Consider the following 24083-nt stretch of genomic DNA (forward strand, 5'->3'; position numbering starts at 1 on the left):
ATGTGGAAAGATTTCTTTTATTTTTCTCGTACCGAACGGCAAGGTATTTTAATACTTACCATACTGATCACTTTAGTTTGTACCATCTCGTGGTTCATGCCGGCGAGGGACACCGAAATAAAAGACAATCCGGAATCCGAAAAAGAATATGAAACGTTCATTACATCCATAAAAAAACGGGAGCACTCCCCCAAAAGTGACAATGCTGATCACTTTTCCCAAAAGCATAAAATCGTATTGGCTTCTTTCGATCCCAACACTGCCGATTCCAGTACATTTCTAAGTCTCGGACTCCCTTCATGGATGGCCGGCAATATCCTCCGTTACCGGGCAAAAGGAGGGAATTTCCGTAAGCCGGAAGATCTTCGCAAAATATACGGACTGACAGAAAAACAGTATAAGACTCTTTTACCTTATATTTCTATATCTACAGCAGAAAAACATAGAGTCAAGGATACCATCCGGTTATTAACCCACAAAAAAGCACAGGATTCTCTGCAATATTACAAATACCCGACAGGAACCGTAATCGATTTAAATCAATCCGATACCATCGAATTTAAAAAGATACCCGGTATAGGCAGTGCTATCGCCCGTATGATCGTAGGATACAGAAAACAGTTGGGAGGCTTCTATAAAGTAGAACAGTTACAGGATATACATTTGCCCGTGGACAAGCTATGCACTTGGTTCTCTGTAGAGGAAGGAGGCACTCTCCGGATGAACCTCAACAAAACCGGGATAGAACGTCTGAAAGCCCACCCTTATATCAACTTTTACCAGGCAAAAGCCATCGTCGAGTATCGCAGGAAGAAAGGAAAAATACAAAATCTGGATCAGCTGAAGCTCTATGAAGAATTCTCCGAAAAAGATCTGGAACGAATATCGCCTTATGTCTGTTTTGAATAAAAAAAGATGCATCCTTATCACACTAGATAAGAATGCATCACACACAAACAAAACAAACACTCTACGTACCATCTTCACAGACTTCTGTAGAGAAGCGATATAAAGATACGGCTAATTAGTTAATAATGAACTATACATTAGCCGTTTGGTATCTTTTTTTCAGAATTTCGTTCAACTTATTAACAGTTATTAATTATTCCATCTATTATATGGACTGTCCGATCGGTTATCCGAGCCAAACTCTCATCGTGTGTCACAATAACAAATGTCTGCCCTAACTGGTCACGAAGTTTAAAAAACAATTGGTGCAACTCCTCTTTATTATGTGTATCCAAACTACCGGAAGGTTCATCCGCCAATATCACTGCCGGATTATTGATAAGGGCACGGGACACGGCCACCCGTTGTTTTTCTCCACCGGAGAGTTCATTCGGTTTATGTGAAGCCCGCTCTGCAAGTCCCATAAAGCTCAATATCTCCAATGCACGAGCAGTAGCTTCCTTGGATGAAGTGCCGGCAATCAAAGCTGGAATCATTACATTTTCCAACGCAGTAAACTCCGGAAGTAATTGATGAAATTGAAAAACGAAACCGACGTGCTTGTTTCTAAAGGCAGAAAGTTCTTTTTCTTTCATTTTACTGACTTTGGTTCCATCTATATAGACATTACCGTTATCCGGTTCATCGAGCGTACCCATAATTTGCAACAAGGTAGTTTTACCAGCTCCACTCGGCCCGACAATGCTGACAACCTCCCCTTTATTTATTTCCAAATCAATACCTTTCAAGACTTGCAATGATCCGAAATTCTTTGTGATTCCCTCTAATCTTATCATAAGAATAATGTAATTAATAATAATGTGCCAATGAATAATATGCCAATGTGCCAATATGCCAATGTGCCAATGTGCCAATGTGCCAATGTGCCAATGTGCCAATTACCATGCGGCATGTTTGCCATAGCGCAGCCAATTGGCACATTGGCACATTGGCATATTGGCACATTATTCATTGGCACATTATTCTACAATCGTTTTATAACATATTCTGCTAAATAACAGCCAAATACAGCAGGCATATAGCTCACTGTACCACACGTAGACTTCTTATTCATTTCATCATCAGTCAATAATACAGCTTTCGGATCGGCTTGCTCCGTACTGAATACTACCGGTACTTTCCGTTTTACCCCCATCTTCTGTAAACGCTTGCGCACGGCCTTACTCAATCCGCAATGGTATGTATCCCAAAGATCGGCGAAACGAACTTGGGTTATATCGCTCTTCGCACCGGCTCCCATGCTTGACACTATTTTAATACGTCTTTGCAAAGCATGATAGATAAGATAACATTTCGGACTTAAAGTATCTATTGCATCAACAATAAAATCATATTCATCAGCGTCCAGCAAATCCGGAATATTCTCATCCTTCAAAAAGACAGGTAATACCTTCAACTCCAGATCCGGATTGATATCCTTAAATCTCGCTTCCAAAACATCAGCCTTAAACATTCCCAAGGTAGAATGCATCGCAGGCAACTGCCGGTTTAAATTGGTAATTTGCACCGTATCTGCATCGACAATGGTCATCCGTCCCACACCGGCACGGCAAATCATTTCGGCAGCATAGGCGCCGACTCCGCCCAAACCGACCACAAGTACGTGAGCAGATTGTAAACGAGCCATTTTATCTTCACCCAACAAAAGCTCCGTTCTTTGTTTCCAATTTATCATTAACTCTTCTTTAACCATTTATAGAACCATTTACCCACTTTCTCATAATGCTGCGACTCATTGCTTCCACGCGGATTGGAAAAAGAGAGTGCCTCCTGAGGTTCACCCAACTGATCCGGGTATAAAATAATAAGACTATTATTGGAGAAATATTTTCCAAGTTGTGCCGGCAGTTTCTCGAAAGCCGTATCATAAGAGATTGAACCACGCCGTGCGCTGATTATAACCAGCAGATGATCGTAGTTCACTTGTCCTGTGAGCAATAACAAATCGTCCCAATCATCCAAATGAGAAAAGTCGGTCATCGTCAACCCATATTTATTCTTTACCAACTGCTGTAAATATCCCAAGGTCTGTTCGTTCGCAAAAAAATGTGCCCGGCACCCTAAAATACTTGCCATACGGCAGAAGTGACCGACCCATTTCTGAAAGCCGGCCTCATACTCCGCTTTAGGGGGAACAGCTATGATAATACGTCGCAAAGTATTTACCGGCATGAGGAATTTCGCTATCATTACCTCCCGATGCAAACCTTTCAATAAGCTGTCTGCCAGATTTCCAAAAAAAGAATCTACAATGTTAACCTTACGGTGCAATCCGATAATCACATCTGTCACCTCATATTCCTTGGCAGTATGAATAATACCGGAAGCAATATTCAAATCATACCTGCTAATCTGCGTCAAAGAAACATCTGCCGACGCCGCTATCATGGCCGCGCGTTCCAGATTCCTCTTCCCTCTCGACTCCAACTGCTCGGAACTACTGTTATCATTGATAACATTCAGTGCCATCAGGTTGTTCCTTTGTTTAGAATCACGAATGACCAGAGACAGATTTATCAATTCTTCGATTGTTTCCGGATTTGCCACCGGTATCAAAATCTTCTCCGGAATATTTTTCTTATCCTCCGCATCCAGTTGTGCTTCATTCATTGCCAATTTACGCGCCGCTCTTTCCGTTGCAAACGAACTGATGATACAAGTGAACAAAATCAGGACTATCGTACCGTTCAGCACATCTTCATTCAACAATCGCTCTCCACTGGGAAGAATAATATTATACCCCACCAATACGGCTGCCAAAGTTGCGGCCGCCTGGGCATTACTTAGACCGAACATCAGTTCACGTTCGATCGCTTTCATCTTGTATATTTTTTGGGTAAGCCACGAAGCGATCCACTTGCTGGCCAAAGCTACCGTAGTCATCACCACAGCCACCTTTAACGCATCTCCGTGTCCGAAAAGTATCTTAATATCGATCAACATTCCCACCCCGATCAAGAAATAAGGAATAAACAAAGCATTCCCTACAAACTCAAGGTGATTCATCAACGGTGAGACATGCGGTATGAGACGGTTCAAGACCAATCCGGCAAGGAACGCCCCCAAAATGCCTTCCATCCCGACAAATTCCATCAATCCTGCTCCAAGAAATACCATGGCAAGAACGAAAATAAACTGCATCACGTTGTCGTCATATTTACGGAAGAACCAACGACCAATACGCGGAAAGAAGAAAATGATCAGGAAACCTAAGAAAATGACTTTCACCACCAGCCACAGCCAGAACATCTCCGAAGACTCTCCCTTAAACAGGCCGCCGATTACAGCCAGTACCAGCAGGGTCAGGGTATCCGTTACCGCCGTACCTCCCACTGCAATGCTGACACTGCGATGGCGTGACACTCCATACCGGATCACGATGGGATAAGCAACCAGCGTATGAGAAGCGTACATACTGGCCAGCAGAACCGACGTGATAAAACCATATTTCAATACGGTCATATTGGTAATGAACCCCAATGCCATAGGAATGACAAAAGCCAATAATCCCAACACCACAGCTTTCCCCCGGTTTTTCTTGAAGTCGCCCATGTTCATTTCCAGCCCGGCAAGAAACATGATATAGTAGAGTCCGACTTTACCAAACAGTTCAAAACTACTGTCACGTGCCAAAATATTGAACCCATGCTCTCCAATCACCACTCCAGCCAGAATCATACCGATAATATGAGGAATGCGGAGCCGTCCCAACACCATAGGAGCAAACAAGATAATAAGAAGTACAAGGAGAAATATCCATGTAGGATCTGTTATAGGTAGGTTAAAATCAAAATCAAGCCACTCCATATATCCAAGTTTTTACGTTTTCTCTGCAAAATAACAAAAAAGTTATCAATTATATGCCAGAATGTTATAATTTTGCAGCCAATTATTTACTATTCGGAAGAATAGAAAAGAAAATCAATATTCAATTAAAACAAAAGAAAAAGATGAAAGTAGCTATTGTTGGCGTAAGCGGAGCCGTAGGACAAGAGTTCCTGCGCGTGCTCGATGAGAGAAATTTTCCGTTGGACGAGTTAGTTTTGTTCGGCTCTAAACGCAGTGCCGGAAGCCAATATACCTTCCGCGGTAAACAGATCGAGGTCAAACTCTTACAACACAACGATGACTTTAAAGGGGTAGATATTGCTTTCACATCCGCTGGTGCAGGTACATCTAAGGAATTTGCAGAAACCATCACCAAATATGGTGCTGTGATGATTGATAATTCCAGCGCTTTCCGTATGGACAACGACGTACCTTTGGTGGTGCCCGAAGTGAATGCAGCCGATGCCAAGGACCGCCCGCGCGGTATCATCGCTAACCCCAACTGTACAACTATCCAAATGGTAGTTGCATTGAAAGCCATCGAACAACTTTCACATATAAAAACCGTGCATGTATCTACTTATCAGGCAGCCAGCGGGGCAGGTGCAGCAGCAATGGACGAACTTTACGAGCAATACCGCCAGGTACTCGCAAACGAACCCGTCACGGTAGAAAAGTTTGCATATCAATTGGCTTTCAATCTGATTCCTCAAATTGATGTATTCACCGAAAACGGATATACCAAGGAAGAGATGAAAATGTACAATGAAACCCGTAAAATCATGCACTCGGACATCAAGGTCAGTGCTACCTGTGTACGTGTCCCGGCATTGAGAGCACACTCCGAAAGCATCTGGGTGGAAACCGAACGTCCTATCTCGGTGGAAGAAGCCCGCGAAGCCTTTGCCAAAGGCGACGGTCTCGTTCTTCAGGACAATCCCGCCGAAAAAGATTACCCGATGCCGCTGTTCCTTGCCGGTAAGGATCCTGTATACGTAGGCCGCATCCGCAAAGACTTGACAAATGATTGCGGACTGACTTTCTGGATTGTGGGCGACCAAATAAAGAAAGGCGCCGCACTGAATGCCGTACAGATTGCAGAATATCTGATTAAAGAAAAAAATGTAGGATAAAAACACCGTCTAAAGGTATTATGAAAGAAAAGACGCCCGATCATTGATTGTTCGGACGCCTTTTTCACATTCACATATATTCACCTAACACCCATGACAAGTAAAGTGACCTACAGTTTCACCTATTGAAACGAAAAGTTTCTTTCGGAGGAACCATTCGTTTCATACGGATGAAACGATTGGTTCCATACAGTGGAAACCGTTAGTTTCAATAAAGAGAAACCGTTCGTTTCAATAATATGAAACAGACTCGATGTACCTCTTCCGATCTATTTTCTCACCATTAGCTTGTGTGTATCCCTCCTGCCATCTATCAATACAGACAAGAAGTATACCCCACTGTCCAATGAATGAAGGGGTACATTATATGTATATTTTCCGGCAAGCAAACGATTCGTAAGATGGCTCATAAGATTTCGCCCATCGGCTGTCCACAATGAAATAGAAGCCGTTCCCGCTTTTAATAAAGAATAATGTAAAATCGCCTCTCCACCAGAATAATTCAACCACGAAACAGCATCATCGACAAGAGTTTCAGAAACCCCTACCCCTTGAGATAACGGATAATGGGCCGTAAGGTCTTTAAAAGAGATTCTTGTATCGGTAAAGGTCATCCCCGGCTTAAGATAAAACTTCATACCGGTCAGGGTCAACGGATATTCTATAAGGTCTAATGGGATTCCGTTATCCATAAAAGATATGGAATACACAGAGTCAATCCCCCAGGCAGGTTCCAACCTCACCTTTTCAAAACTTACTTTTGTGTTCGAAGCAAAATCCAAGTAAAGTTCTTTAACCAGATCGTCTTTCACAAACATCCGAAAAGAAATAGAATCGGGCAAGCTATAAAAAGTCACAGGTTTGGTAAATTCAATATATGCCGAACGGCCGGTTTTAACATCAAATACCATATTGACCCCATTATCCCATCCTACCGGTAACCCGTAATTTTCAAACCTCAGATTAGAGAATGTACCAGTCGTTTTCATCGGCCATGACGCCATATCTGCAAAAGTCTCCTGTATCCTGTCTTCATCGGCGATTTCAACTTTTACCTTCACACACACACTCAAATCCTCCAAAGTACCTTGCAACTCTGTTTCACCATTGGCCACTCCTTTTATTATTCCGGCTTCTACCCGGCAGCAATCCGGATTCGAAGAAGTCCAGATAAAAGCACTTGGGTCCAACTGATAAACCTTATTTCCCGATGTTGCATCAATCCTTATCGGAAATTCGCGATGACCGTCTATCAATAGACTTTGAGGATATGCCTGTACATCCGAAACCGGAGATACAAAAACATTCAGAATGGCTTCTTTCCCATCTTTTGATGCGATAATACGCCCTCCTGTAGTATTTAAAGCAGCATGAAATACCCCATCTGCATCCACGTATCCCATATCTTCCGGTATACACCGGTAAGTAAATCCCTGTCCGCCTTTCTCCAAAACTTTACCATATTCATTAAAAGATAAAAGAGTCAACGGATTCAATGACACAGCCGTTGTATACAGGTTAGGAACTACAAAAGAGTAAGAAGCAACGGTCTCTGATTCCGGTTCAGTAGATACGACCAATAAAGCATCGGCTACCGGACGAATTTCTCCTCCACGCATCGGATAATTCAACATTTCATGATCAACTGCTATCGTTGCAGAACCGCCACTGTCAAAGTTGACAACATTCCAGGAGCCATGAACTAACATCCAATTTGCAATGTCAATACAATTCACTCCAGGACTTTCTTTTGTCCCGCCTTCCACAGTCACGATATACACCGTTTTTCCATCTTGAGACATGCCTGCCATTACCCGCGCAGAAACTTCGAACTCACGGCCATTCTCAAAATCATTGTATTCCCCATCGTGTAATTTCCCTTCGTAGGCAATGCTCGGATAACCATGAAAACCGGCAACAATATCCTTCAAAGGTTCACCGAATTTTCCTTTTACAAACTTCTGGAAAACAGCTATAACATCTCCTGCCTTAATTTTATTTTCAAAGCTTTGCACACTTTCATTTCTGGCATAGATTACATATTCGGTAGCCGATGTCTGTATCGGTGTATCAGAGACCTCCTGAACCTCGCATCGGATGTCATTACCGTTCACCGTCCAGGTATCCAACGGTTTTATCTTAATATACAAACCGGGGTCTGTCAGTATCCTGGAATTCATACGATTGAATAGAATACAATTACCTACCAGAGCCGTAGCACTCGAGTTATAATAATCTATATTTACTTCACTACCATCCTTCAAAAGAATTTTCGAGATCAAAGACGGATAAAACACAGCAGCAGTCTTTTCTTGTGAGATTGCAAAAATAGAGCGTCCGCTTCCGGAAGCAAAGGGTATCTCGCCATTGCTAATATTAACACCGATACACACCCCGGATTCATACACAAAGAAATCATGGTTGAATGCCGCACAAACGCGATGTCCCGGGTATGTATTGCTTCTTGACATACTCATCACGGTTTCCCGAGAGACATCGGGTACTTTATTGTGTGATTGCACTTGTTCTATTTGCGTATAAGGATTAGTAAGATCAATAGTAGTAACCCACATTAACACAGGCTTATCCCGATAAGCAATCTTTGTGTATTGTACACCGGCTCCCAACGTATAATGTTCCAATGTATCCGGAGTTCCCCATAAAGGTTCCTGAGCTCTCAAAGTCGTAGCAGAAATCAACAATGCCACATACAACAAAAATATATTCTTCATTTCCATCCTATAATTATAGATGAAGTGACGGCCGGCATACGCCTGCCGGTCGTCACCATAAAATCAACATCAATTTCCCACGAATATCTTTTGTGAAACAGTTCCCCCTGAGCTAAACCCGGCTTCCATTATACAAATGCCCTTTGGCAATCCGCCAAGACTCATTCGAGACGTATCCACATACCGCAGTAACTTGCCCGATAAAGAATACAATTTCATACATACGATTTCTTCACTATTCGCCACGACTTCATTGGTCTCGGCAATATAACTGAAAGAGAAAGTCGAAACCGTTTCAGACGTTATCGATGTCAATGTATTGTCGTAAACCAAGACATTATCTATATAAATAGTTCCGGTATTCGTCAAAGGCCGTTCTTTCTGCCTAATTTTCAAACCTGTAAATGTGTATGTCTTCCCCGCAGGCAAAGCATCTAAAGAGACCTCCACAAAACTCCAATCGCAGAAGGTGAGATCGGTCAGTTTGAGTTCCTGCACATCTCCGTCGGCAGAAGATAATTGTAGCCAAACTTCATTTCCCGTCAAATCACCCAAAATATGCATACCGATTGCCCGGGTTGCATCGACTGGGAATCCGGCCGTTGTCTGATAAGCAACCACCCCATTTGCCTCGTCGGCCGCAAAGGTATATTTCAGCAGACAAGAAGCCGCCCCGAACAGCACTTTGGACGTATTCCGGGAGGTACTTGCAGAAGCCACTTCCACACTATTTTCCGAAGAGTAGGTAAAGGCACCCGTAGCCTCCATGTCCATTCCCACAGTTCGGTCCGTAACTCTTATATCTACCGCCTTAAACGTATAATCCATCGGTTCTACAATATCGATACCGTTCACATCTACCATATTGCGATCGATAACGACCCTATACGTTTCATTCTCAATCAATCCGCCCGAAAGCGTAAATGCCAAAGAACCGTAAGGAGCACTAACCGAATTTACCTTAATAGAACGAGGAACCTTAGATATCTCTTCTCCTTTAGAATCATAGATTTTAACAGCATCTCTTGCCAAAGTAGAATTCAACTTATTATCAAATCTGAATTCAAAAGGTGCACTCGTACCATAATTGACATATTCCATTCCAGGAGTCGGGTAACAGCCTAAAAGTTCCAGTTGATTGCGATTATTGGTGAAGAACTGAAAACTAAAGTCATTTTCCATCGACAGTTCGCCCGGATGTTTCAGACTTTTATCCAGTTTAACCGTATACAACGTCGAAATCTCATAAGGTTTATCCGGAGAAAAAATCATCCGATGCTGACTATCTTCAAACACAATGGAACCTTTCACCTCGGGAGTAATTGAAAATGCCGCTATGGCCGACTCTACATCCACATCCCAATTAAACTCAAATATGATTTTCGTATTACACTCCACCACTTCGTCTTCCCCGACCTGCGGAGAATAGTTGATCACCTCCGGGGGAGTCAAACGTTGCATATCCAGGCGTGCGTCCAAATAAGATGTCTCACCTGCCTTCACCTCCAGTTCATACGTCTTATCAAAATACTGATCAGCCGCCACATTTACCGTATATTTTCCGGGAGCCAGTTGCTTAAACACAAATACTCCATTATCTATATCATCTGTTGTATACGTCAGGTTTCCCGGATTCACGGTAACGACAGCATTGTTCAACGCCAACAGTTCATCTTTCGAATTTCTGATCTTGACATGACTTCCCATATCTTTATTCCTACTATCATGTACACTTCCTGCAATATTTCCCGTCGGAATGGTACCGGCATTAAATATTTCACAAAAAGACTTGTAGAAATGCCATGCTTCCAGCCACTTATATTCCATATTCATCAGGCGGCGGGTCTCAGGAATATAATCATGCATCGAGCCCTCTGATATACATCCGGGTACAGTCAACCCTCTCAACACACCGTATCCATTACTCCACCCCATAACGGTACGCCCAAATGTTTTATCGCCACGGACCGTATATTCGGATGCCCAACTATTCACCTCGTTTTCATAAAGATTCTTTGCAATCACCGTACTGATTTCTCTACTACGGTCCGAAAAAGGAGTGGCAGTAGGATATACATGAGTATCCCCAGGATCTACACCTGCGTATAGTTGTAATACATAATTCGTGACCCCGGCATTACTATGAATCGACAGCATATAATCCGCTTCGGCTTCGTTAGCCATCCGGACAATCTGTGTCAATGGAGTGTCGTCCGTATAGATAATAATCGGGTCCCCATCCTCATCCGTTACAATGTTGCCGGCCTCATCCGTCTTATAAACGGTGGGGTTATTTGACAAACGAGACATCACCACAGTAGCTCCCGCATTTTCAAGAAGCTCACGCAACTGTATTCCTTTATCAAAGTTACTCTGAGACTCCCAAAAACCATTCTGATCGCCCGGTTTGAATTTTCCAAATGGTATATTCCGGTCATCACTGTCAAATCCTCCATGCCCGGGGTTTACCAATATTGTTACTCCGGACAAATCTTGGGAATAGCCCTTATTTGCATTCAACAGAAAGAGAGCTATAATTAGATAACATATATGTTTCATAATACTCATATTACTTTTCCAATTCTAATACAATTATATCACCCTCCAACGTGTTATAGGCTATTCTTCCACTCGACCTATTCACAGCAGGATACATCGCTTTCTCCGTAGATGGTACCAGTATCTGCCGTTGCTTGCCATCAGCAGAAACCATCACAACAGAAGATGAAGTTATATAATCTCCATTATCCTTATCTACCATTCCAACGATTCGATCCCTATCATACCATACCGGTGCATTCAGATATCCGATCTCTGCAAGTACTTTTCCTTTTAAATCACACACATACGTTCCTTTACCTACGGCAGTAAAGAGTATTCTGTTTCCATCCGGAGACAAACTCCCCCACAAATATCTATCCGTTTTTTCCAACGGATGTAATACGTTTTTCAATCCATTCGTTTCAACGATCAGGCATAGTTTATCCGTATAAGCCGTCAGTGTATTGCCCATCGGGCTTCCTAAACGCTGCGCCGACAACGGACGCGCAGTCGCTGCATCTGCACAACGCACATTTTTTTCTTCTTTCCGCTGATAACACATCCATGTGTTCTGCTGACGCATATTCACTTTCTCCGTGGCCCGATAGTAAACTTGTTCGCCATTCCGGTCAAAGGCCGGATTATATCCTGCACCGTCCACTTCGGTTATCACATCAGAGGTTTTACTCTTCAGGTCGTACAAGAATAGTCCCTTATAATTTTCGGAGGTATACAACAATTCCTTCCCGTCATTACTAAAAACAGGATAAAAGCCCGGTGTCTCTTTATTTATTTTATAACTCCGCTCTACCTTTACTAATTGGGCTTGAGCAAGAAAGACATTACAGGCCAGTAATATCCACAAACAATAATTTTTCTTCATAAACCTATTTTTTAGATTAACGTTTCATGCATTTGAAAACAGCCGTTTCAGTCCCTTTATAAACTTTCAACAGATACATTCCCCTTTCGAGGCCACCATCATTCAATTTAAACTCACCTGTCTGACAAATACCCAGATTTTCCATTCTAAGCTTTCTTCCGGCAATCGAATAGATTTCATAGATTACCGGAACACCCTCATCCATAGCCAAATATAGATAAACACCGTCTGTACCATTCCATATTTTCATTTCATTGCTACCGGCTTCATCAGGCATCAACCCGACTCCCTGATCATCATAAATCAAAGTAAACTCTTTCAATTCAAATGTATATTCGGTACCCACACTATGTCCGGAAGCGTTCAGAGTAAATTTCAACGAATTAAATTGGAGAGGCCAGATAGCCATATCATTAGGATCCGTCACTATATCAGACACAGGCAAATAGATTTCATTATCCTCATTCGCCTTTATATCCGAGAATTCTTTAATGACAGCATAAGACTGATTATTCGGCAGGAGATCCAGTACGATTTTATTTAAAGGCAGTTCGTGAGGATTAAATACAATCTTCAATGCCTTAGGCAAACTATACAGGTTTATCTTCTTCGTCAATTGAAAATACGGAGAACGGGTTGTTGCATAGGTATAATTTATGTTCAGTCTATCATTTCCGCTCATCGAAATACCTTTCAAATTGGAAGTCAACTTCAACAAAGGATCGGTAAAGTCAATTGCCGGTAACGAACCTGCCTGTGGTATCTCGACATTCACCTTTAAAGAACCTTGAAAATCATTCATCGTACCGACTACTGTAGAAGTACCATTTGCAACTGCAGTCAATATGCCTTTCTCTATTTTACATACATTTTCATCGGCTACCACCCAATTCAAAGCATTATGATCAATCAATACCTTATTTCCCTCCAGTGTGGTTTGTACTTCGATCGGATAGGCTGTTCTTGCATCCAGAAGTACCGAATCCAGACGAATAGCCAAATCTGCAGCTTCTTTTACCGTGACTTCTTGAGCAACCTCCAAGTCACCGTAATGAGCTGTCAGAATACCGGAAGAAGCCGTTCCCGAAACAACAAAATTACCGGCATCATCAATATGCCCAAGTTCCGGAGAACAGGAGAATGTCACTTCCTCCAGATTTTCCTCCAAAAGGCGGTCATACCGGTTATATCCCATCACGACGGGTTTTATAATTCCATGTCTGGGCAACTCGAATTTATAATCCAAAAAACGTAAACGCTCAATCTCCGGAGATTCCTGAGACAAATCTACCACCAACCAGCCATTGCCTACGGCGCGTTCTTTTCCATCCGAAGGGCGATTGGCTACTTTGTTGTTTACTATTATTTCTGAAGAACCTCCTCCATCGAGTCCTATGGCATCTGCCGCACCCCAATGTTTCAAGATATCACATACCTCTGTTGTGGTCAAGCCTCTGGAAGTGGAAGTTTTCCCATCTGCCACCAAAAGATATACCCAGCGTTTATCTTTAGATGCTCCTACGGCCGTACGCGGATATGGAACAGCATTGTAACTTTCAGTCGTATTACGTTCGGTCAATACACCATCATACATCAATGCCGTATTTCCTCCTATCATTTGTTCTATTTCCGGGTACGTACCAAAGTTCACACAACGTATTCCCATATGAATGGAAATTTCCTGCCCTTCAGTCAAATTACGCAAAAAGGCCCTGGACTTTTCACTTGTTCCCGAGAGCACGCACTCATCGGCGGCAATCGGATTGCCCCCTTTGTTTTCAAGCCTCCGCCCGACTATACATTGAACAGGACTATTTACTTTCCATTTTTCCCCTGCGGCCAATTTCAAGTATACTTCCGTACGTTCTACCCCATACATCTCACTGAAGTTTTCATCCTGTCTGGTTCTCTCTCCTGCATAACGATTGAAGAAAGTCAAATCACAAGCATCACAATCGGCACGGGGGATGTTGACGTGCTGGAATTTATAAACTCCGGCATCCCCGGCATTCACTGTCCCCTCAAATTCCATATGGTCGAATACCGGAATATTATCGGCATCTATCGTAGCAAATCCCCACCAAGCATCCCGTGGTTCACGTTGTATCTCCCCATCTCTGATACTCCCCCCACGAGGAGCTCCTAATGGAAATTCCTTATGATCCGTTACGTTAAAGAAATCACCATTGATTCCACAATAAGCCTTATGCCCTTCATACGTCAGACGCTCACAGGCACGAGTCACCAATTCCGTCCCCGGTATGCTGTCATTAGCCAAAAATGTTTCGATTTTATTGTATGGATTTTGCATATCCAATTTCAAGATATAGGCATAAACCGGCATATCCGGAATATAAAGGGAGGTATAGACTGCTCCGGGGCCCACGACTTTATGTTCAAGGGTATCCACGTAATACGGTTTATCGGTAATCGTTATATATCCTCCGGCATAAACCCACTGTGCGCCGCAAAGCAACAGTAATCCCCCTAATATTTTTTTCATCTTCATACTATTAATGTTTAATATCTCTTTATTAATGATGAATAATAAGTTTGATAGTCTCTGTTTCACCATCCACTGTGATTTTCACCAAATAAGTACCATTATCCAGCCCGTTTGTCGGCAAAGCAAGATTTCTTCCATCGCATATTCCATAATTCCTGTAAGCAACCTGCCTCCCGGAAGTCGTATAGATTCTTAAATTTACACTCGACCGCCGATCCGTCTGTATATTTAAGAACGCCTCCCCTTTGGCCGGATTCGGATATACGGAAAAACGTTCCGCCTTTTCCTGCCGATCGAAGCCTACCGTCATATAATCATATACCATCATCATCTCTTTAATCTGTATCTTATTGGGCCCAACCGGATTATCAGATGTAAAAGCAAACCTCATTGAACGGAAATGTATAGGATATCCGGCCAAATCATCCACATCCGATAAAATATCAGAAATTTGTATACTGATCTCTTTATCTTCATTCTTGGGTATTTCCTCAAATTCATAAGGAGTATAAACCGACTTATCATTTGAACGCAGAGACAAAACGACCTTGTTTAAACCGGCATTTCCAGCATTTAATACCAATCGGATGGAAGTAGGCAGACTATATAGGCAAAAATCATTCGTCAACTCTATATATGGAGACCGGCCGGTACTATAAGTATACTCAACTCCATCCGGCACCAGTACTATATTCTTCAGATTCGAAGTACTTTTAACCATCCATGAAGGTGTGCCCAACACAGGCATAGCCAATGTAGATTCAACCGGAATTTCAACCTTTACTTTCAATGTACATGAAAAATCGCCCAACGAACCATGAATATAAGTTACACCGTTTGACAGTCCTTTCAGTACCCCATTCGAAACCGAACACACAGAGGGAGCATCAATCTCCCATTGCAATAATTCCGAAGCAATCTGCTGTGTTTTACCTTCCACCTGAGCTAACAATTCGATGTGATACTCTGACTGATGATTCAGCAAAACAGAATCCAACCGCAATTTATAAACAGATTCGACCAAAGAAACCGGTACCGAAGTTTTCACTCCATTGTATTCCGCCGTCAATGTTCCGGTTCCGGCAACCTCTGACCCTACAAAATTTCCTTCGTCGGTAATGTGACCGATCTCCGGACTACAGGAAAACGAAACACCTCGCAAATCCTTATCCAAGAGATCGCCATATTTATTGTAAGCATAAACAACAGGCTTCAAAAAGCCACATGTCGGTAATGCATAAGATACCGGTGCAAAAGCCAATGAAGCAACTTCCCGATCAGCAGGAGCATTTGAGACAACCAACATGCCATTACCGACAGGACGCACAGCACCATCCGAAGGAGAGTTCTTGACTTCTCCGTTTACAATCATGACAGAAGACCCACCTCCATCCATATTGACCGCATTCCAAGCACCGATACCTTTGAATATATCACCAAACTCAAAAAGTGTAACTCCCCTTGAAATACTTTGCCGCCCGTCTACTTCGACTAAATGAACTTTCGTACTGTCTTTGGAGAATCCAATCCCGGTACGGGGATTGGCCGATTCATCACCTTCATAACGTTCTCCGTCTCTTAATAGAATATGGTCGCTCCCTCCCATCAACTCCTTAAAGTCGGATAAATCCCCCGGGTTATTTCTCAAATCAGTCTTAAGATTTATAACCAGTTCGTCGCCCGTTCGCAAAGTTTTCAAGAAATCAGAAGAAACCCCTCGCCCATGCAACACGGCCTTTCCTTCCGGAATCAGACTGAAACCTTTATTTTCCGTAACTTCTTCCACAATACAAGTTATCTCCTTGTTCGCAGAAAAGAAAAAAGTTTCTCCCTTCCGGGGAGTTATAACGACTTTCGTACCCTCTTTTATCCCGCTGGTATGTGTTCCATAAGCATTGGTGTAGAGTGTAAGCAAATCCGTCACTTCCGGCTCCCATTCCAAACGCTGCATATTGACCGTGTGTAACCGGGTCGTCTGATTTTTACTCTTCACTGTTCCCGAAAAATCAATCCGATCGATATAAGGACGGTTATCTTTATCCAGAACAAAAGCAGCCCGGCCCACAGGATTAGTTATACATTCATTAGCCGTAAATTGCCCGCTACGTGGTATACCGATCTCTACCGGATCAATAAAAAAATAGAAATCACCATTGGTCGCCGCAAAAACGCTATGTCCTTCGGTCGATTTACGTAAAGCCATACTGGTAGGGCGTTCGGTTGCCACAGCACTGTCTCCGCCCAGGCATGTCTCCAACATTACATTCGGATTCTTCAAATCAATCTCGAGTACATGAATTTTTAAGGGAAATTCCGGTAAATCAACATAAACATACTCCGTACCGGGCCCTACCCGATGTTTATAAATTAATGTGTCGATACGATAAGGCTTATCGTTTATCGTTATGTACTCCTGGGCAATCAGGCAAGGGCCTAAAAGTAATAAAAACAATATAAGTAGTATATTCTTCATTCCAATTATACTTATCGGTTAAAACAAGGTGATTTCTCCCATTTTACCACAATAAAATGGGAGAAAAAGAAACTCATCTTACAATCAATTTCAGAGTTTCACACTCACCGTTATCCATACAAACTTTTACCAAATAGAATCCTGATGCCAAATTAGCAACCGGAATTTCCAACACACCTCCTTTTATATTATCAGCAGGAACAACATTTTGCAGTTGTCCTTCCGAATTAAATACTGAAACATCCGTTATACTCAACTCGTCCGTTTTCAATGCCACATAAGCCCGCCCATCGACAACCGGATTAGGATAGACCACTAACGAAGAGAGTAACTTTAAAGAAGAAACACCTACAGATACCTGCTCATAAACCAACTCCATATTTTTAATCTGAATCACATTCTCCCCGATCGGATTTCCAGATGCGACAAACGGAAATTTTATAGAATTAAAATGTACAGGGAATAATGCATGCTCTACTGTCTCTTTCGAAAACCATTCTTTCATTGACAATAAAATCTCCGTATCTGCATTCTTAGACAACTCATTGTTATATTCATAGATAGAACTGGAGGTTGCCAAATTCTCCTTACCGGAAACAACTACTTTCGAAATAGCAGCATTCCCCGGATTAATAACGAAACGAATCGCCTCGGGCAGGCTATAAAACTCAAAAGCATTTATCAATTCGATATAAGGAGAACGTCCCGAAGAGTATGTATACTTTATACCATTATCAAGCAATTGGATATCCTTTATATTTGAGCTTGATTTTACGCTCCAGGAATCTTCTTTCAAAGGTAAAAGTGTAGCTGTATGCGCCTCAGGAATCTGAACTCGTACTTTCAAACTACATTTCAGATCATCCAAAGTGCCGTGAATCAACGTTTCACCGTTTGAAAGGCCGTTGAGCACTCCGTTATCTACCGTACAAATAGCAGGATCATCTGCCGTCCATGTCAATGCATAAGGAGCTAAAGGATATTTCTTATCGCCGATAAATGCATTCAGTTCAATCGGATAACCGGCAAAACCGTCAACGATTACAGAATCCAGTCGAAGTGCGATCGATTCCTCTTTCAAATATTTAATACGTATAAATGTTTCCAATTGATTCCACTTCACCTTTATCAATCCATTCTGGCTACCATCGGCAAAGAAAGTCCCGTCATCTTTTATAGTCCCCACTTCCGAATCGCACTCATAAATTACATTCTCCACATTCAGATCGATCAACGTACCATATTTATTATAGCCATAGATAACCGGAGTAAATGAACCGTATTTAGGTAGTGCTACCACCTGCTCAAAAGGTAATATCTCCGCAACCTGATTATCGGTTTCTGCAAGGTTAACAGCAAAGATTCCATTCGAAACAGCACGTTCGCGACTATCGCTCGGCTGGTTCATCAAACCGAATTTTTCTACATAAAGGCCACTCGACCCACCACCGTCCAGATTTAAGGCAGTAGCAGCACCGGCACTCTTCATTATATCTGCCAGATGCTTGGTAGTCACTCCGCTCGAAATGGAAGAACGGCCGTCTACTACACAAAAATAAATTTTATTACCATCAGCCGAATAACCGACAGACGTACGCGGATGACGTTCCGCCCAATCATTTTCCTGCACAATACCATCTTTCAAAATAATCCGGTCGCCTCCCACCATAGCCGTAATCTGGGAAGCCCTTCCTCCCGTCTTATCCACACCGATAAAAAGAGTGATTTCATCACCTTCTGATAAAGTTCTCAATGGTTCGGCGGCAGTACCGTGCCCGGACAAGACAGCATGTTGCGGCAAAATATACATATTGCCTTTACCCTCAACAACACTCACCACTTTTGCTTTCAAAGTTTTATTAATGCCCCATTCCGTACCCGGTTGTAATTCCACCAGTACCTCCACGCCATATGCATTAGTATGTGTATAGTTTCCGTTTAATGTATTATATAGTATTAACTGATTTTCTTTTCTACCTGTATTCATCCCGTTTATCGGATAATCTTTTCCATCTATCGAACAAACACTGTTAGTAAAAAGCATGTTATCGATCAAAACTTCTTTTCCGGAAAAAGCCAGATGCGGAGTCTGTGCCGGAGTCCGTCCCATTTGTCCTTCAACAATACTCCCATGAACCGGATAACCGATGTCTCCGGATGTTGCAAAAAAATCCGCATTTGTCCCTCCAAAATAGACTTTTCCCTCCTTGCTCTTTCGTTGGGCCATCGAGGTTATCCCTTCACAAGTTATCAAAGAGTCTTTTCCATGTACAGCTTCAAAAGTTATGTAGGGATTCGTCGCATCTACCTCCAGAAAAAAAGTCCGGAGTCTGACACTGGAAGTATAATAATGCAGAGCAGTATAATAAGAGCCGGGACCTACCTTAAAGTGGCTCAAAGTATCAACTTGATATTCTGTCCCTCCAATCATGATAGTAGTCTGAGCACGACCGGCATTATCATAATTCAGAAATAGAAAGAAAAATAATAGCAGTACTGATAGTTTTTTCATAATTTTATTTTTCAAGCTAAAAGAAAAAGAGATAAAAAAAGAGCTGCATCAAGTAATTACATACCTGTCTTCAACAGTATATTTTTACAGATACAGCTCAATGTTTCAAAGGATCTCATTGGGGGATGAGATGCTACGAAGGGTCATTTATTCAACAACAACCTTGGTATTCAAGACATTTCCGGCATTCTCAGCCTTCACGATATAAAGTCCCGGAAGAACTTTAACAAAGGTAGTATTTGCCTTTTCTACAATCTTCCGTCCTAACAGATCATACACCTCGATATCCGCATTTTCAGTCAGTACAATCTCTCCCTTGGTTGAAGTCACCCGCAAAGTAGGCACTTTATTGCCTTGCAAACCGACCGGTACACGATCCGGGTGAAGCTTATCCAATACTGAAGCCAGACCAAAATCATAAGCTACCGCACCGCCACGATTACAATAAATCACAATACGTGCAATACCGGCGGCTTCATCTACTATCACGCGAGGAAGAACCGTACGTTCAGGATTTGAAATATTACCCATACCCTGTGCCGGCAGATTATAAACCAATTTCATAGATGAAAATTCCATTGCATCATTCAAAGACACCAGACGCAATCCTGTCTGAATAGCATCCAATTGGTTAGAAATGCTATAAACAGCATAATTGACTCCACCCAATGAGAACTCCGCTACACCATTATTTCCGGCACTCATCGGCTGGATAGCATTTCTGGTTGCCTCGTCTGCGATACTGGCAAAACTATCGGCAATAGTACCATCCATATTATAAAGAGTGGCAAAAGAAGAAAAAGCATCCATATAAAACAGATCTTCATTAACCGGACAAACACGTGTTCCGTAACTATTGGAAACAGCACTGGACGGATAGTAGGCCGTAATAAAAATCTGATCCGATTCATCCTGTGGCTGAAGTACACCGCCGACATAACGCCATCTCAAAACCGTCTTACCATATAATTCATCACCATTGGATGTTGCAGAGAGAAGGTATCCATCGCCATTTACCACATCGCCGTATACCCCGAAATAGTCAAAACGTCCCTCAAGTCCTTCAACTGTAGCACTCAATATATTCTTCACACTACCGTCTTCCAGATTTACAGCCCAACATTCGGCCGGAGACACGCCAATATTCGTACTCATTCTCCACAGCAACACATTACCGGCAGCATCCACCTGAATGTCATTGGCCTCATTATCACGAAGGATCGGATCCCCCTTATCGTCATTGCCATGATTCCAGATATCATCACTCACCTTTACTACTTTCTCCTTCTCACCGGTCAATGCACTATACACAATAATTTCGATTGTCGAACTGACAAGTTTATCATCCACCTTTACGTCAGTTCTGTTAGGAATCAACATTTTTGTTCCATCGGCAGTAATAGCCATTCCACGAGAGTTTGCACCAATCGTTCCATAACTTTGATTACCCATGGCGGTATACCATCCCCACAAAGGGTAAATACCATATTCCTCAACATTCGGATACAAACTAAGATCTTCCTGACCCACTTTCGGGCCATCTTGAGCATTCACTGTAATAGCTCCTAACATAAAAGCAGCTCCAAGTAATAACTTTTTCATAATACCATTTTTTTTAATTAAACATTAAGTGAAAATATTCCAGTTCCAAGAATTAATTCAATAATTTCAAGGTCCATAATTGTCCGTTCAGAACAACTCTCAATAGATAAATACCTTTGGGAAAATCACCCAAATTCAAGGCGATTTCTGTTTGTTCGTCAACAGACCGATTAAGGCAATAGGTTCTTCGTTCATTTCCCACAACGTCAAAGAGAGAAACAGAAAGAGTATTTTCGCCGGTTACAACATTTACTTTCAATAACTGATGGACACCGCTTCCCAGAACCAATACCTCTTGAACTGCCTGTTCCGTAATAACCGATGTAGTACCCAACCAATTAAATTTAACTACCGGCGACCAATCCGTCTGACCGTCTTTATAATTCGCTCTTACTTTCACATAATAGGTTCCGGTAGCCAGATTTCCATAATCTACTTCATATTTAAAAGCAGCAGAACTTCTGGAGGTAGTTCCGCGAATCGGGAAACCCGGATCTTTAGACAAATGTGCCTGAAAACCGGTAGCATAAATATTCTCGGCCCACTTTATCAAAACCGTATTCCCCGACAAATCTCCTTCGTCTACCGGCGAAACAATTACAGGTACATCAGGATAAACCATTTTCGTGGTGAAGCTCACAGCGCGGGTTTCCACCTCCTTTTCATTCAATATGGCTTTTACTTTCACATAGTAGGTGGCCATTGGTAATAAAACTCCTTCCGGAACAGCCGCCGTCCCCCTATCAATCAATTCCTCCGAATAAAGTATCACTTTATCATCAAAAGTATATTCGGAAGCTACCAAAACGATGTACTTCGTATGAGTGCTATCAAAAGTTCTCCACTCGATCACAGGAGCCACCTCTGTATCTACACTTCCCATTTCCGGAGAAGTAACGGCAAACATGACTGGAATAAAAGGTTTACTTGAGGATACCGCATCCTTATATCCCGCCTTATGAGTAACCACCCGCCAATAGTAAGTTTTGCCTGATTCGAAATCTGGTATCAGATTCGTAGACAGTTCATTTCCATCTATATTTTTACGACTATGTATGATTGTGAAATTTTCATCTTCAGCTATTTCCAGCGTATACCAATCGGCAGCAACAGCTTCCCATGTGAAATCAAACGGAGTCATAACCGACTTACCATCCACCGGATAAGTAAGAGTAGCGGGAATTCCATCTTCCTGTTCTTCCTTATTCATAACCACAGGTGTATATTCATTTCCGTATCTATCAAAAACCGCTACGGCAAATGTTACCGAACTCATATCCACTGATTCAGGAATTACAAAGGAATTCGTATACGAAGTTCCCAATAAATAACGTGAAGATTTAAATACATCCGGTTCCGAAATTTTATCTGTTGGAATGCCATATATCGTATAGCGCACATTTTCATTCGATGAAACCCAATGAAGTACCCCCCTGTTTAAAGTAATCGAAGAAACAGGAGTCACTTCCGGAGCCACCTTCCAATCAATGGCTGGTACCAAGGCTTTTTCCGCATACCAATATTTCTGTAAATAAGGAATCACTCCCTGTACGTTTATGATATACTGGGTAGAATAAAAAGCACTTCCCGGCGCCCCGTCATTCGAACTCTTCCGGTTACAATCAATTTGCAATCCCAGTTCCTCGGGAGAAATGGAGGCACGGGTTTTCACAGAAAGCTTTTGGTTTTGATTCCAAATCATACTCTCTATATTTGAAAGTCCTGTGGGCATTTCCGCATCATCGCCATCCTCTAAAAGAGACCGTGTATAAGAAGAAGGTTGAATACCACTTACACTATGACTGCTATAAAAATGTCTTTTAAAGCTAAATGCCAAATCAGACCACCACGGACAAAGTACTCTATAGTCTTGTTTCGGATAAGTAGTAGGCCAATACAATTGCGGAGATATATAATCTACCGTACCTTCCTTCAGCCATGCCACCGGATCACAATATATTTCATCGTACATATTTCCACCGCTTATTCCCGGAGGTAACACAATACCTTCTTTTTTAGCAGCTTCCGAATCGGTAGTCCATATGCCGAACGGAGAGATCCCAAAAGTAACATAAGGTTTGGTTTCCTGAATCATATGATATACCGAAGCCACCATCTTTGCAATATTTTCTCTTCGCCAATCGGCTAAAGATTGGTTTTCCGGTTTATATTTTTCTTGGGAATCCAAATCCAAATCTTCGGGTGTCCCGCCATAAGCATAGAAATAATCATCAAAAACAATCCCGTCCACATCATAATTAGAAACCACCTCCTTCACAATATCTGTAATACGCTGACGAACTTCCGGTACAGCAGGATCCATAATTGCATTATATACCCATTTCCCATCCGAATTCAGATAGGGAGGATATGTCAATATCCAGTCAGGGTTCGTCTTTCTATAATCTCCCGCTTCTCCGTCCCAATAAGTAGAAGCAGTAGAAAAGCGATAAGGATTCATCCAGGCATGTACCTCAATACCACGTTTGTGCCCCTCTTCTATGACAAACTCCAACGGGTCATATCCCGGATCCATACCACGGGTTGCCACCAAATCTGAAGACCACGGTTCATAAGACGACTTATACATGGCATCGCATCTCCCTCTTATCTGAAAAAAGACGGTATTGATATTGGCAGACTCTAACTTATCCAGCATATCAGTCATCAGTTTTTTCTGTGCATCAATCTGGGCTTTATCACCAGTTTTTGTTATTCTTATCGTAGTAGCAGGAGTGGTAGAAAAATCTTTCGGCCAATCCAAAGACCAGACTGTAGCCAACCAAGTGGCACGCATTTCCCTTTTAGGAGCCTGCGCACTTATCGCCGTAACAAAGCAACAGAAAAATAATATTGAGTATAGATATTTCATATATATCATTTTAAGTAGTCATTAAAAGATGC

At 42.2% G+C, this 24083-nt stretch carries 13 protein-coding genes; 2 read left to right on the forward strand and 11 right to left on the reverse strand.

The annotated features are described in order from the left end of the window. Positions 1-909, forward strand: a complete 909-nt coding sequence (locus tag HMPREF1532_RS07065; RefSeq protein ID WP_005926896.1) for a ComEA family DNA-binding protein — start codon at positions 1-3, stop codon at positions 907-909. A gap of 179 nt (positions 910-1088) precedes the next feature. Here HMPREF1532_RS07065 and HMPREF1532_RS07070 read toward each other — a convergent pair whose 3' ends face one another. The 3 genes from HMPREF1532_RS07070 to HMPREF1532_RS07080 all read right to left on the reverse strand — a co-directional run bounded on the left by HMPREF1532_RS07070 (position 1089) and on the right by HMPREF1532_RS07080 (position 4776). After that, complete coding sequence (locus tag HMPREF1532_RS07070; RefSeq protein ID WP_005926899.1) at positions 1089-1745, reverse strand: ABC transporter ATP-binding protein; 657 nt, start codon at positions 1743-1745, stop codon at positions 1089-1091. Positions 1746-1933: 188 nt separating this feature from the next. Further along, on the reverse strand, positions 1934-2662 hold the full coding sequence (locus HMPREF1532_RS07075; protein WP_005926902.1) for a tRNA threonylcarbamoyladenosine dehydratase: 729 nt from the start codon (positions 2660-2662) through the stop codon (positions 1934-1936). Next, positions 2644-4776: a cation:proton antiporter domain-containing protein gene (locus tag HMPREF1532_RS07080; protein ID WP_005926905.1), complete on the reverse strand. Its 2133-nt coding sequence runs from the start codon at positions 4774-4776 to the stop codon at positions 2644-2646. Before HMPREF1532_RS07080 ends, HMPREF1532_RS07075 begins: the two co-directional genes overlap by 19 nt. A gap of 143 nt (positions 4777-4919) precedes the next feature. Here HMPREF1532_RS07080 and HMPREF1532_RS07085 point away from each other — a divergent pair, with 143 nt between their 5' ends. Continuing rightward, positions 4920-5930, forward strand: a complete 1011-nt coding sequence (locus tag HMPREF1532_RS07085; protein WP_025819137.1) for an aspartate-semialdehyde dehydrogenase — start codon at positions 4920-4922, stop codon at positions 5928-5930. Between the two features lie 269 nt (positions 5931-6199). Here HMPREF1532_RS07085 and HMPREF1532_RS07090 read toward each other — a convergent pair whose 3' ends face one another. The 8 genes from HMPREF1532_RS07090 to HMPREF1532_RS07125 form a co-directional block, all read right to left on the reverse strand. Further along, positions 6200-8662 (reverse strand): phosphodiester glycosidase family protein, encoded by a 2463-nt coding sequence (locus HMPREF1532_RS07090; RefSeq protein WP_005926910.1) that lies wholly within the window; start codon positions 8660-8662, stop codon positions 6200-6202. A 69-nt stretch (positions 8663-8731) separates the two neighbouring features. Continuing rightward, positions 8732-11221 carry an Ig-like domain-containing protein gene (locus HMPREF1532_RS07095; protein ID WP_005926912.1) on the reverse strand — a complete coding sequence of 830 codons (2490 nt, stop codon included), beginning with the start codon at positions 11219-11221 and terminating at the stop codon, positions 8732-8734. Positions 11222-11231: 10 nt separating this feature from the next. Next, positions 11232-12086 carry a TolB-like translocation protein gene (locus HMPREF1532_RS07100; RefSeq protein ID WP_005926915.1) on the reverse strand — a complete coding sequence of 285 codons (855 nt, stop codon included), beginning with the start codon at positions 12084-12086 and terminating at the stop codon, positions 11232-11234. A 16-nt stretch (positions 12087-12102) separates the two neighbouring features. After that, positions 12103-14589, reverse strand: coding sequence for a phosphodiester glycosidase family protein (locus HMPREF1532_RS07105; protein WP_224203721.1), 2487 nt, complete (start codon positions 14587-14589; stop codon positions 12103-12105). 31 nt (positions 14590-14620) lie between these two features. Continuing rightward, positions 14621-17065 carry a phosphodiester glycosidase family protein gene (locus HMPREF1532_RS07110; RefSeq protein WP_005926921.1) on the reverse strand — a complete coding sequence of 815 codons (2445 nt, stop codon included), beginning with the start codon at positions 17063-17065 and terminating at the stop codon, positions 14621-14623. A gap of 73 nt (positions 17066-17138) precedes the next feature. Continuing rightward, positions 17139-19577, reverse strand: coding sequence for a phosphodiester glycosidase family protein (locus tag HMPREF1532_RS07115; RefSeq protein ID WP_005926923.1), 2439 nt, complete (start codon positions 19575-19577; stop codon positions 17139-17141). Positions 19578-19724: 147 nt separating this feature from the next. Further along, positions 19725-21179, reverse strand: coding sequence for a T9SS type A sorting domain-containing protein (locus HMPREF1532_RS07120; protein ID WP_005926925.1), 1455 nt, complete (start codon positions 21177-21179; stop codon positions 19725-19727). Positions 21180-21231: 52 nt separating this feature from the next. Further along, positions 21232-24051, reverse strand: a complete 2820-nt coding sequence (locus HMPREF1532_RS07125) for a family 10 glycosylhydrolase (RefSeq protein WP_227096841.1) — start codon at positions 24049-24051, stop codon at positions 21232-21234. Positions 24052-24083 lie beyond the last annotated feature (32 nt).

Origin of the sequence: Bacteroides salyersiae WAL 10018 = DSM 18765 = JCM 12988 (assembly GCF_000381365.1) — a bacterium.
In the GTDB taxonomy this organism is placed as follows: domain Bacteria; phylum Bacteroidota; class Bacteroidia; order Bacteroidales; family Bacteroidaceae; genus Bacteroides; species Bacteroides salyersiae.